An 11,797-nucleotide genomic window follows, 5' to 3' on the forward strand; every position below is an offset into this window, starting at 1 on the left:
ATTATCCGCGTGGAGCGCGTCGGACGAAGTGATGAGCTCAACCGACGCCGTCCCCACGGAACCGATTCAGCTGGCCGACCCCGACGAGTTCGACGACTACGTCGCCGACCACGACGTGGTCCTCGTCGACTTCTACGCGGACTGGTGCGGTCCGTGTCAGATGATGGAGCCGGCCGTCGAGGCGGTCGCGAGCGACACCGACGCGGCCGTCCTGAAGGTCGACGTCGACCGGCATCAGGGGCTGGCCGGCGAGTACGGCGTGCAGGGCATCCCGACGCTGCTCGTGTTCGCCGGCGGCGAACTCGCGGAGCGGATGGTCGGCGCGCAGACGGAGGCGGCGCTCGCCGGCGCGGTCGAGGAGCACACCGCCTGAATGACGGTGTCCGAGGCCGCTCACGAGATGACCCCGCGCGAGCTGCGCGCAGACGTGCCGGCGCTCGGCGAGGCCGCGTACTTCAACTTCGGAGCGCACGGCCCGAGCCCCGAGTACGTCGTCGAGGCCGCGTCCGACTACCTCGCCGACCACGAGTACGGCTCGGCGACGACGGACCCGTACGGCCGCGCCTTCGGGACGTACGAGACGGTCCGCGAGCGCGTCGCCGAGTTCGTCGGCGCCGAGCCCGAGGAGATCGCCCTGACCGAGAGCACGACCGACGGGATCACCCGGGTCGCGGGCGCGATCGACTGGGAGCCCGGCGACGTGGTCGTTCGGACCGACTTGGAGCATCCGGCGGGCGTCCTCCCGTGGAAGCGGCTCGAACGCGAGGGCGTCGAGGTGCGCGTCCTCGAGACCGAGGACGGCAGGGTGGACCGCGAGGCGTACGCCGAGGCCGTGGCGGACGCGCGGCTCGTCTGCTTCAGCGCGATCACGTGGACTCACGGGACGCGGCTCCCGGTCGCCGACCTCGTCGAGATCGCGGACGAGGCGGGCGCGTTCACGCTCGTCGACGCCGTCCAGTCGCCCGGACAGGTCGCGATGGACGTGTCGGCGTGGGGCGCCGACGCGGTGGCGGCGGCGGGCCACAAGTGGGTTCTCGGTCCGTGGGGGGCCGGGTTCCTCTACGTCGACCGCGAGGCCGCGGCCGAGCTGGCGCCGCGCGCGGTCGGCTACCGGAGCGTCGAGGACCCCAACGCCGACGAGATCGCGTTCAAGGAGGGCGCGAAGCGCTTCGAGGTCGGGACGACGACCCCGGCCGCACACGTCGGGCTCGTCGAGGCGCTCGACGCGATCGACGCGGTCGGGCTCCCGGCGATCGAAGACCGGATCGCGTCGCTCACGGACCGGTTCAAAGAGGGCGTCCCCGACGACCGCCTGCTGAGCCCGCGCGAGTACGAGTCCGGGCTCGTCACGGTCGACATCGACGACCCGGAAGCGACGGTCGAACGCCTCGCCGACGAGGGGATCGTGGTCCGCTCGCTCCCGCATCCGAACGGGGTCCGAGCGTCGATCCACGCCGTCTCCACCGAGTCGGAGGTCGACCGGTTGGTCGACGCCCTCGCCGCCGACTGGTGAGCCCTCGATCGGACGCGTTTTAGTGGTTCGCGCACAAGACCGCACATGGGATTTCACACGTTCGACGCCGAGAAGGCCGAGCAACTGGAGCGTCCCGGGGTCCGGTACCGCTGGGTGTCCGCCGAGGAGATCCTCGGCGCGCTGACGGCCGAGCGCGACGACCGCGCCGCGGCCGTCGTCGCCGACCTCGGGAGCGGCACCGGCTTCTACACCGACGACGTCGCCGCTCACGTCGAGCGCGTCCACGGCGTCGACGTGCAGGCCGAGATGCACGCGTTCTACCGCGAGAAGGGCGTCCCCGAGAACGTCGACCTCGTCGAGAGCGACGTGGCGACGCTCCCCTTCGACGACGGCGAGCTCGACGCCGCGTTCTCGACCATGACGTACCACGAGTTCGCGAGCGACGACGCCGTCGCGGAGCTGGCTCGCGTGATCCGGTCCGGCGGTCGGCTCGCCGTCTTCGACTGGTCGGCCGCGGGCGACGGCGACCACGGGCCGCCGGCCGACGAGCGGTTCGCCGCGAGCGACGCGGTCGAGGCGCTGGAGGCGGCGAGGTTCGAGGTGCTCTCCGCCTCCGAGCGCACCGAGACGTTCGCCGTCGTCGCTCGCGCGCCCTAGGGACGAACGACGCTCGCTGGAGGAGACGGGGTGTCGTCGATTTTGTTTACGCGGCGTCCAGTTCGTCCCGCAGGTCGCCCATCGTGACCTCTCGCTCGGCGTGGGCGTTGTGCTGGTGGATCGACTCGTCGTTCGACTGCTTCATGTGGATCACGGCGTCGTCCGGGAGGTGGTCGAACTCCTCGATCGTGCCCTCGGCGAGCGCGCGGACGCAGTCCTCGACGAACTTCGCGTCGGCGTGGGCCTCGTAGGTCATGTGGTCCTCGTCCGGCCGCTTCGCCATGTTGTAGATCCGGGCGCTCATCGAGTCGCGGGCGACGTCGATCAGGTCGCGGAGGTCGATGTCGGGGTGGCCGTCGGTGGTGACGGTCAGGGTGGCGTGGCCGCGCTGGGAGTGGCCCGGCTGCGGGACGGCCTCTAAGAACGCCTCGGTCGTCTCCTCGTCGACGCCCAGGTCGACGAGCTTGTCGCGGGCGCGGGACTCGCTCATCCCCTGCGAGCAGGGACAGACGGTCATGCCCGTGACCTCGGCGCCGATCTCCTCGCGGGTGCCCTCCTCGGTCGCCGTGGCGCTGGCGACGATCGTCGCCGTGCTCTGCGTCTCGATCCCGGACGCGGGGGTGTCCTCGCGGGTGACCAGCTCCGCCGACATCGACACCTCGGCGGTGGTGGTGTAGTCGTGCTTCTCCAAGAGCCGCTCCGCGGCGTCTCCGCAGACGTCTTCGACGCGGTACGCCTCCTCGCGGGTGATGTCCTCGAGGATCTCGTCGACCGTCGCGAGGTTCCGCGACATGTCGATCCCCTTGCGACCGCTCGGGAGGTCGACGAACACCTCGAACTCCGCCATGAGGACGATGGGTCGCTTGTCGCCCCGCGCGAGCTTGACGAGCTTCTCGACGCCGGTGACGCCGACCTGCGAGAGCCCGACAGAGACGTCGGGCGCCGACGCCTGGACGTCCGGCAGCTGGTGACTCATTACGAGTACGCTAGGGAGTCACGGGATTAGCACTTTCGAAAGGGGGAGTCGCGTGGGGTTGTTTGCGGGTCCCGTGCGGAGGCGGGGCCGGCGTCGGTGTGGTACCGGCTCTCGGTCGAAGGCCGTAACGCACCATTTATAACCGCGGCAGCGGAAGGACGCCCAAGACCATGCCGAGTTCCAATGGGCCCCAGAAGGCGACCCGCGACAAGCTCTCGAACAAACCTCGCGACCGCGGCACGTCGCCGCCGCAGCGAGCGATCCAGGAGTTCGACGAGGGGTCGCAGGTCCACCTCAAGATCGACCCGAGCGTCCAGAAGGGCCGCTTCCACCCGCGGTTCGACGGCCGAACCGGCACGGTGGTCGGCAAGCAGGGCGCCGCGTTCAAAGTCGAGATCCCGGACGGCGGCAAGACGAAGACGCTCATCGTCACCGCCGCCCACATGAGCGCACAGCACAACTGAACCGAGATGACGATATTTAAAGAGAAGATCGACGAGGAGTACGTCACCACCTCCGAAGCGAAGGAGATCCTCGTGGACATCGAAGCGGAGCGCGCGGACGACGAGGACCGCGACCTCCGCTACGAACTCGCCCGCGCGATCGAGCACGTCAACCGCTTCGCCCACCTCGACGCCGAGGAGTCCCGCGAGCTGGTCGAGGAGCTGACCGAGCTCGACCAGATCGACGTGCCGACCGCGGTGAAGATCGCGGACCTCCTGCCCGAGGACCGCACCGAACTGCGCTCGGTGTTCGCACAGGAGCGCTACTCCCTCGACGGCGACGAGCTCGACGACGTGCTCAACGTCGTCGCGAAGTACGCCTGAGACGGGTTACGGTTTCGGCGCACCGGTTCGGTTCTCCCGCTGTCTCACTGGTTCTCTCGCTGTGTCACTGATTCTCCGACAGTCACCGGTTCCGATAGCGTCGCTCACGGATCCACACGGGTGAGACCGCGGTTTCAATCGCGACTCGTCCGGTTCGGCGGAGTCGAAACCGCGCCGTCAGTCGTCCGCCGTCACCACTCCGTCACGCTCCCGTCGTCGTTCCGCCAGACGGGGTTGTGCCAGTCGACCGACTCTTCGGCCTGCCGTTTCACGTGCGCCTCGTCGACCTCGATCCCGAGTCCGGGTCCGGTCGGCAGGTCGACGTAGCCGTCGTCGTACTCGAACACCGTCGGGTCGGCGAGGTAGTCGAGCACGTCGCTCGTCTCGTTGTAGTGGATGTCCAGCGACTGCTCCTGGATGAGCGCGTTCGGCGAGACGGCGTCGACCTGCACGCACGCGGCGAGCGCGATCGGGCCGAGCGGGCAGTGGGGCGCCAGCGCCACGTCGTACGACTCCGCCATCGCGGCGATCTTCGTCACCTCGGTGATCCCGCCCGCGTGCGAGAGGTCCGGCTGGATCACGTCGACCGAGCCGTCCTCGAAGATCTCCTTGAAGTCCCACCGCGAGTACATCCGTTCGCCCGTCGCGATGGGGATGCTCGTCCGCCGGGCGATGTCTCCAAGTTCGTCGTTGTGTTCCGGCAGGACGGGCTCTTCGATGAACATCGGCTCGTACGGCTCCAGCGCGGTCGCCAGCCGCTTCGCCATCGGCTTCGAGACGCGGCCGTGGAAGTCGACGCCGATGTCGACCTCGTCGCCGACGCTGTCGCGGACCGCCGCGAGCCTGTCTTTCGCGGCCTGAACGGCCGCCGGATTATCGACGCGGCGGAGCTCCGACGTGGCGTTCATCTTCAGCGCCGTGAACCCGCGGTCCACCATCTCGGCCGCGGCGTCGCCGACGTCGGTCGGCCGGTCGCCGCCGATCCACTGGTACACGCGGATCCGGTCGCGGCAGCGCCCGCCCAGCAGTTCGTACACGGGCGCGCCGAGCTGTTTCCCCTTGATGTCCCACAGCGCTTGATCGACGCCGGCGATCGCGGACATCAGGACCGGGCCGCCCCGGTAGAACCCGCCCCGGTACATCGTCTGCCAGTGGTCCTCGATCCGGCTCGGGTCCTCGCCCAGCAGGTAGGTGTCCAGCAGCTCCTCGACGGCGCTTCGGACCGTCTTGGCGCGTCCCTCGACGACCGGCTCACCCCACCCGACGGTCCCGTCGCTCGTTTCGATGCGCAGGAACAGCCACCGCGGCGGAACCTCGTACAGATCGTAATCGACGATTTCGGTCATGGTAACTCAGTCGTGCCGCGCAGTCGACCGCCGGAGTGTGCACCCGGCGGAGACACGGATCACGTGGGTGATTCTCCCAGACACCACCTGATAAAATCACCGTCATCCCGGGTCTGCGTCCGGGTCACCGGCTCACCGGCGGTCGGCGATTCGGCGGAACGCCTCGGCGTTCTCGGTCAGTCGCTCGAAGTCGCCGTCGGCGACGGCCTCCGCGTCCACGAGCGAACTCCCGACCCCGAGCGCCGTCGCGCCGGCGTCGAAGTACGCCTCGGCGTTGTCCAGGGAGACGCCGCCCGTCGGCACGAGCGGGACGTGACCGAGCGGTCCGCTGACGGCTCGGAGGTGGTCGACGCCGCCGGTGGACGCGGGAAAGAGCTTCACGGCGTCGGCCCCGGCCTCGTACGCGCGGACCACCTCGGTCGGCGTGTACGCGCCGGGGAACGAGGGGGCGCCGTAGCGGTTCGCCAGCTCGATGACGTCGGGGTTCACCGTCGGCGTGACGACGAACTCCGCCCCGTTCGACAGGACCGCCTGCGCCGTCTCCGGGTCCAGTACGGTCCCCGCGCCGAGCAGCACCTCGTCGCCGAACGAGTCGCTCACGTCCCTGAGCAGTCGGGTGACTCCGTCGGTGTCGGCCGTGATCTCGACGACGTCGACCCCGCCGCGCACGAGCGCGTCGACGGTCTCGACGATCGCGTCGGCCGAGGAGCCGCGGACGATGCCGACGATTCCGCGATCGGCGATACGGGCCGCCAGGTCAGTGGATGCCATGATACACCCCTCGACCACCGCGTTGTTAATACCGCACCATCGTCGACCGATCCCCGGAACCCCTTTGAATTGGGGCGACGACTCTTCGGGTATGATCGACGAGACGGTCGCCGAGATCCGGGCGATGCGGACCCACAGCACGTCGGCGGTGGCCGTGAAGGCGACGCGGTCGCTCGCGGAGCTGCTCGACCGCGAGTACAGGACGGTCGACGAGTTCGAGCGCGACCTCGAACACAACGCGGGGGTGTTGCGGCGGTCGAACCCCTCTCACGCCGCGCTCCACAACGCGATGCGCGACGTGGAACGCTCCATCGTCGGCGAGGCGACCGGCGTCGAGGACGGCAAACAGCTGCTCGAAGAGACCATCGACCGCGTCGTCGACGACATCGAGACGGCGAAGGGAGAGGCCGCCGCTAACGCGGCCGAACACATCGAGGACGGCGACACCCTGCTGGTCCACGACTACTCGACGACGGTGCTGGAGTCGATCGAGAACGCGGCCCGCGGCGGCGCTCACCTGACGGTGTACGTCACGGAGGCGCGCCCGCGCACTCTCGGCCGGAAGACGGCCCGCGTCCTCGCCGGCATGGCGCGGGTCGACACCCGGATGGTGGTCGACAGCGCGATGGGGTACGCGCTCCGCGACTGCGACCGCGTCCTCCTCGGGATCACGTGTATGACCGGCGGAACGTACTACAACCGCGTCGGGACGTTTCCGGTGGTCGTCACCGCCCGCGAGCTCGGCGTGCCGGTGACCGCGGTCGGGTCGGGCGCGAAGCAGATCGAGGAGTTCCGGTTCGAAAACGAGTTCCGCGACGCCGTCGAGGTGATGCGCGAGCCCGTCGAAGACGTGACGATCGAGAACCCGAGCTACGACGCGACCCCGATCGGCATGATCGACACCGTGATCACCGACGACGGCGTCGTCGAGTAGCCGATCCCCGGGCCGGGAGACCGCGTCTCGGACCGCGCCGAACCGCCGCGATCGCCCGATCTCGGAAACCGTCGTATCAGGGACCGAGATCCGCCACAAGCGCTTTGTACGTGTGCCGTGTTAGCGCATACAATGAGCGCGAGACAGGGGGCAGGAATCTTCCGGATCCAGAGCGCGGAGCCGGCGGCGACGGAGTGTACTACCCTCTCCTGTGATCTCGCCGCTATCGCGAGCGAACCCGGCGCCGTCACCGCGGTCGTCCTCGCCGGGGTCGTCGCGTTCGTCGCGCTGGCGTACGTCCGGGACGCCAAGGCCGACTGTCGCGGCGAGCGGCGGCGGGTCCTCGACGAGCGCGACGCCTTCGAGGAGTTCGCGGACCGCGTCTCCGGGCTCGACCCCGCGCCCGCCTCGTCGACCGCGTCGTCGCTCGACGGGCCGGCGACCGCGGTTCGCACGGCCTCCGTCGTCAACGGCGGGAACGGGGCCGACGACGTCCGTCTCCGGCGCGTCCTCGTGGCGTACCGAGACACGGTGATGGCGCTGCCCCACTACAGGGAGGAGTACGACGAGACGGTCCCCGAGAGCCTCGCCGCCGAGCTCGGCCCCGACACGACCGCCGCGCTGGCCTCGAACGGGACCCTCTCGACCGGAGCCAAGTCGGCGCTGGTGCGGCGAAGCCGGCGAGCGGTCGACGCCCGCGAGTCGCTGGCGGACGCGATCGACGCGGAGATCGACGCGCTGTCCCGGTACGAGACCGATCTGAGCCGCATCGACCGTCGCCGCCGACGACTCCTCGAACACCTCGACGGTGTGAGGGGAGCCGGAACGGACGCCGCGATCGACGTCTGGGGGCGCCTCGACGAGCTCGAGTCCGAGTGCGACGAGGTCGCCGGCGAGCGCCAGCGCGCGCTCGACGACCCGCCGATGACGGTCGAGGCCCCCGCCGAGGCTCCCGGCGACGGGGAAGATCGTCGTCCGTTCCACGGGTACCTGTACGGGGCGACCGACGGGCCCCGCTACCCCGTGCTGGCCCAGGTCGCGGAGATCGCCGGGCGGATCCGGGCCGACCGCGACCGCGTCGCGAGCCGGGTCGCCGGTGGGGAGTGAGCCCCGCGCTTTCATCCGTCTCCGCCGCGTGACCACGCCATGGGCAGAAGCTGGCTGTTCGCGTGGGGTCTCGCGGCCGTGGCGTTCGGCGGCGCATCGCTCGTCGTTCCCCTGTACGTCGTCGAACTGGGCGGCGGCGCGGCCGTCCTCGGCGCGCTCTTCGCGACGGCGTCGTTCGTCGGCGTTCCGGGCGCCCTCGTCTTCGGCAACCTGGCGGACAGGACCGGGAAGCGCCGGCCGTTCGTCCTCGGGGCGCTCGCGGTCGCGACCGTCACGACGGCCGTCATTCCGACCCTCGAGAGCGTTCCCCTCGTCATCGCCGCCAACGCGGCGCTGTGGCTCGGGTTCGCGGCCGCGGGGCCGGTGCTCACGCTGCTCGCGGTCACCGGCGAGCCCGAGGACCGGTGGACGGCGGTCATCGCTCGACTGAACGAGTACCAGGGAATCGGCTGGGCGGCCGGCCTCGGACTCGGGTTCCTCGTCACCGCCGCCGTGTCGCTGCGGTACGACGCGATCACCGCTCAGCGCGCGTTCCTGTTCGTGTGCGCCGCGAGCGCCGCCGCCGGCCTCGCGCTGGCCGCGCGGTCTCTCCCGCCGGACTCCGGGTCGGCCTCGGAGCCGAGTCCCGCTCGGCTCCGCCGTCGAGTCCGGGAGGCGGCGCGGTTCAACGTCCGCGGCGCCGCCTTCCCGTTCACCCTCGCCCGGTTCGACCCGCGGGGGCTCCACCCCCGGGCGCTCGTCGACCGCTTCTCGCCGGCGCTGGCGACCTACTTCGCGGCCGTCCTCGTCGTCTTCACCGGTTTCGGCGTCTTCTTCGCGCCGCTTCCCGCGTACCTCGCCGGCGTCGGCTACGGGTCGAGCGAGACCTTCGCGCTGTACTTCGCGCTGAACGCCGCGGCCGCCGTCTCCTACGGTCGCGCCGGTCGCCTCGCCGAGGCGTACGGCGTGTACGAGGTCCACGCCGGCGCGCTGCTCGGGCGAGGTGTCGCGCTGCCGACGGTCGCGGTCGTCGGCGTCGCAGGCGGTGGGACCCTCCTGGCGCTCGGCGCGACCGGCGCCGTCTTCGCGGTGATCGGCCTGACGTGGGCCGCCATCGCGGTGACGGCGGCGGCGCTCGTCACGCGGCTCGCGCCGCCCGCGATACGGGGCGAGGCGCTCGGCGCGTACGGCGCCCTCGTGGCTGTCGGCGGCGGACTCGGCGGGATCGTCGGCGGGTGGCTCGCGTCGTCGGGGTACCCGGTCACGTTCGCCGCGGCCGGGGGGACCGTCGTCGTCGGAGCGGGGATCGTCGCCGCGCTCGCGCGACGGACGGAGCCCCGATCGGAGCGGCAGTCGGATCAGCGGCACGGGACCGGCGAGGGGACGGGGCAATGACCGATCCCGACGCGGGAGAGCACGAGGGCCACGCCAACGCCGGCTTCCGGCGCCTGTTCGGCGACGACGGGCTCACGCTCGGGCTCGGATTCCCGCTGACCGGCGAGCGGCGCGGCACGCCGGACCCGGCCGAGGAGGTCCGGCTCGCGGAGCGCGCCGAGACCCTCGGCTTCGACGGGCTCTGGGCGCGGGACGTGCCGACCTACTGGCCCGCGTTCGGCGACGCCGGCGGCGCGTTCGACCCGTGGGCGCTGCTCTCGCACGTCGCCGCACACACCGACGAGGTCGCGCTCGGCACGGCGAGCGTCGTCCTCCCCCTCCGACACCCGATCCACCTCGCGAAGTCCGCCGCGACTCTCGACCGCCTCTCCGACGGGCGAGCCGTCCTCGGCGTCGCCTCCGGCGACCGCGACCCCGAGTACCCGGCGTTCGGCGTCGATCCCGACCGCCGTGGCGAGATGGTCCGCGACCGGATCGCGGCGATGCGCGCGTGCTGGCGCGAGGAGTTCCCGGAGATCGACGGCGAGTGGGGAGAGCTCGCCGGCGACCTCGACGTGCTCCCGAAGCCGACGACCGAGACGCTCCCGGTGCTGCCGACGGGCAACGCGCGGCAGTCGACCGAGTGGATCGCCGAGCGCGGGGACGGCTGGCTGTTCTACCACCTCCCGGACGAGACGCTCCGGAGCTACGTCTCGGAGTGGCGCGAGCTGGCGGGCGGGAAGCCGTTCGCCATCGCCGTCGGCGTCGAGTTCGCCGACGACCCGACCGCGGAACCCGAGCACCGCCACCTCGGCTACCGCGCCGGAGCCGAGTGGTTCCGCGACTACTTCCGGCGGCTCGACGAGTTCGGCGTCGACCACGTCGTCGTCGGACTGCGCGATGACGACCCCGAGGCGGCGATGGAGACGTTCGCGGAGGAGGTGAGCGGGGAGTTTTGAGTCCGGAGTCGGACGCCGTCCGCTCCATCGCGGGAGGTTTATACCCGACGACGGCCACGCTGCAGACGGTGGCCATGACGACGTGTTACCCCCACTGAGCCCCTTGTGACGAGGGTTTTCCACCGAGCCACCACTTCCGAAATCCCGAGCGACGGCGCTCTCGCTTCCCCCGGACCCGGCTGCGGACGGAGAGCGCCGTGTGTCGGGTCGCGGTGAAAGTGTATCCGAGTCTCGAGAAGTCTCCGCAGTCCGGCGGTCTCGACGAGAAACGGGCGGGTCGACCCGTCAGTACGACGCGGCGCGCTTGTCGAGGCCGGCGGCCTCGATGTCCTCGCCGTCGACGGAGGTCCGGAGAACGTCCATCCCGTCGTCGCGGTCGATATCGAAGTTGCGCGCGTACAGCTCGTCGACGCGGTCGTACTCGGCCTCGGAGAGCGGCGGTACGTCGCTCGCCGCGCTCCACGCGGCGATGTCGTCGCCGTCGCGGAAGGTCGGCGTGACGGAGGCGACCTCGTCGTGCGCGAGCAGCCAGCGGATCGCCGCCTGCGCCATCGTGCGGGTGCCCTCGCCGTGGTCGGGTTCTTCGAGGAAGCGGATCGCCTCCACCTTCTCCCAGCCGGTCTCGTACCACTCCTTCGGGCGGTGCGAGCGGTGGTCGCCGTCCTCGAGGACGGTGTCGGGCGTCACCTGCTCGTTGAGCAGCCCGGAGGAGTGCGGGACGCGGGCGATGACCGAGGTGTCCGAGCCCGTCTCGCGGATGGTGTCGACGAAGTGGCGCCCGGGCTCCTGCTCGAAGAGGTTGAAGACGGTCTGGACCGCGTCGAACTCCTCGTACTCGACGGCGGCGTCGCCCTCGGCGAGCCAGCCGATCGAGGGGCCGAGCGCCCAGCCGAGCGCGCGGACGCGCCCGTCGGCCTTCCACTCGCGGAGGAGGTCGCGGACCTCGGGCGTGACGTCGTCGACGTTCGCGTTGTGGAGCTGGAGCAGGTCGACGTAGTCGGTGTCGAGCCGGTCGAGCGAGCGCTCGAACGCGGTCTCGAGGTACTCGCGGTCGAGCTCCTTCGGGAGCTCGCCGTGGCCCGCCTGCGGGTTGTTATAAAAGTCGTACCCGATCTTCGTCGCGAGCGTCACTTCGTCGCGCCGGCCGGCGATCGCGCGGCCGATGATCTCCTCGCTGTCGCCGTGGCCGTACACGTCGCCGGTGTCGACGTAGGTGACGCCCGCGTCGAGCGCGTCCTCGACCATCCCGACCGCCTGTTCGTCCGAGCGGTCGCCCCACCAGTCGGTGCCGACGACCCACGCGCCGAAGCCGATCTCAGAGACCTCGACGCCGGAGTTCCCGAGTTCGCGGTGCTGCATACCCCGAATTGGGGATCGGGACACTTAGCGAGTG

The 11,797-nt window shown here is 70.8% G+C and carries 13 protein-coding genes; 9 read left to right on the forward strand and 4 right to left on the reverse strand.

The annotated features are described in order from the left end of the window. Window positions 1-31 precede the first annotated feature (31 nt). From trxA to C469_RS12480, 3 genes are read left to right on the forward strand one after another with little or no spacing between them, the layout of a single operon-like run. Complete coding sequence (trxA, locus tag C469_RS12470; protein WP_008007097.1) at window positions 32-373, forward strand: thioredoxin; 342 nt, start codon at window positions 32-34, stop codon at window positions 371-373. Then, window positions 374-1,513 carry an aminotransferase class V-fold PLP-dependent enzyme gene (locus C469_RS12475; protein ID WP_008007100.1) on the forward strand — a complete coding sequence of 380 codons (1,140 nt, stop codon included), beginning with the start codon at window positions 374-376 and terminating at the stop codon, window positions 1,511-1,513. Window positions 1,514-1,558: 45 nt separating this feature from the next. Further along, window positions 1,559-2,131, forward strand: a complete 573-nt coding sequence (locus tag C469_RS12480; RefSeq protein WP_008007101.1) for a class I SAM-dependent methyltransferase — start codon at window positions 1,559-1,561, stop codon at window positions 2,129-2,131. A gap of 46 nt (window positions 2,132-2,177) precedes the next feature. Here the strand turns inward: C469_RS12480 and mptA are convergent, their stop codons facing one another. Further along, window positions 2,178-3,107, reverse strand: a complete 930-nt coding sequence (gene mptA, locus C469_RS12485; RefSeq protein ID WP_008007103.1) for a GTP cyclohydrolase MptA — start codon at window positions 3,105-3,107, stop codon at window positions 2,178-2,180. A gap of 170 nt (window positions 3,108-3,277) precedes the next feature. Here mptA and C469_RS12490 point away from each other — a divergent pair, with 170 nt between their 5' ends. Next, entirely contained in the window at window positions 3,278-3,571 is a 294-nt protein-coding gene (locus tag C469_RS12490) for a 50S ribosomal protein L21e (RefSeq protein WP_008007105.1), read from the forward strand. A 6-nt stretch (window positions 3,572-3,577) separates the two neighbouring features. Continuing rightward, a complete protein-coding gene (locus C469_RS12495; protein WP_008007107.1) occupies window positions 3,578-3,934 on the forward strand; it encodes an RNA polymerase Rpb4 family protein in 357 nt (118 codons plus the stop codon). A gap of 191 nt (window positions 3,935-4,125) precedes the next feature. On the opposite strand, the gene dgoD is transcribed toward C469_RS12495, so the two are convergent. Together dgoD and C469_RS12505 are read right to left on the reverse strand one after the other, a co-directional pair. After that, window positions 4,126-5,280: a galactonate dehydratase gene (gene dgoD / locus C469_RS12500; protein ID WP_008007109.1), complete on the reverse strand. Its 1,155-nt coding sequence runs from the start codon at window positions 5,278-5,280 to the stop codon at window positions 4,126-4,128. 132 nt (window positions 5,281-5,412) lie between these two features. Further along, window positions 5,413-6,051 (reverse strand): bifunctional 4-hydroxy-2-oxoglutarate aldolase/2-dehydro-3-deoxy-phosphogluconate aldolase, encoded by a 639-nt coding sequence (locus tag C469_RS12505; RefSeq protein ID WP_049911411.1) that lies wholly within the window; start codon window positions 6,049-6,051, stop codon window positions 5,413-5,415. Window positions 6,052-6,142: 91 nt separating this feature from the next. Here C469_RS12505 and C469_RS12510 point away from each other — a divergent pair, with 91 nt between their 5' ends. From C469_RS12510 to C469_RS12525, 4 genes are all read left to right on the forward strand, one after another. Then, window positions 6,143-6,985, forward strand: coding sequence for a translation initiation factor eIF-2B (locus C469_RS12510; protein WP_008007113.1), 843 nt, complete (start codon window positions 6,143-6,145; stop codon window positions 6,983-6,985). Window positions 6,986-7,117: 132 nt separating this feature from the next. After that, window positions 7,118-8,092, forward strand: coding sequence for a DUF7260 family protein (locus C469_RS12515; RefSeq protein WP_008007115.1), 975 nt, complete (start codon window positions 7,118-7,120; stop codon window positions 8,090-8,092). 39 nt (window positions 8,093-8,131) lie between these two features. Continuing rightward, window positions 8,132-9,466 carry an MFS transporter gene (locus tag C469_RS12520; protein WP_008007117.1) on the forward strand — a complete coding sequence of 445 codons (1,335 nt, stop codon included), beginning with the start codon at window positions 8,132-8,134 and terminating at the stop codon, window positions 9,464-9,466. Beyond that, the gene (locus C469_RS12525; RefSeq protein WP_008007119.1) at window positions 9,463-10,404 is read left to right on the forward strand and encodes an LLM class oxidoreductase; all 942 of its coding nucleotides are present in this window, start codon (window positions 9,463-9,465) and stop codon (window positions 10,402-10,404) included. The genes C469_RS12520 and C469_RS12525 overlap by 4 nt, the downstream gene beginning before the upstream one ends. A gap of 285 nt (window positions 10,405-10,689) precedes the next feature. Here C469_RS12525 and C469_RS12530 read toward each other — a convergent pair whose 3' ends face one another. Next, window positions 10,690-11,763, reverse strand: coding sequence for an aldo/keto reductase (locus C469_RS12530; protein ID WP_008007120.1), 1,074 nt, complete (start codon window positions 11,761-11,763; stop codon window positions 10,690-10,692). Window positions 11,764-11,797: the final 34 nt, after the last annotated feature.

This window comes from Halorubrum lipolyticum DSM 21995 (assembly GCF_000337375.1).
Classification (GTDB): domain Archaea; phylum Halobacteriota; class Halobacteria; order Halobacteriales; family Haloferacaceae; genus Halorubrum; species Halorubrum lipolyticum.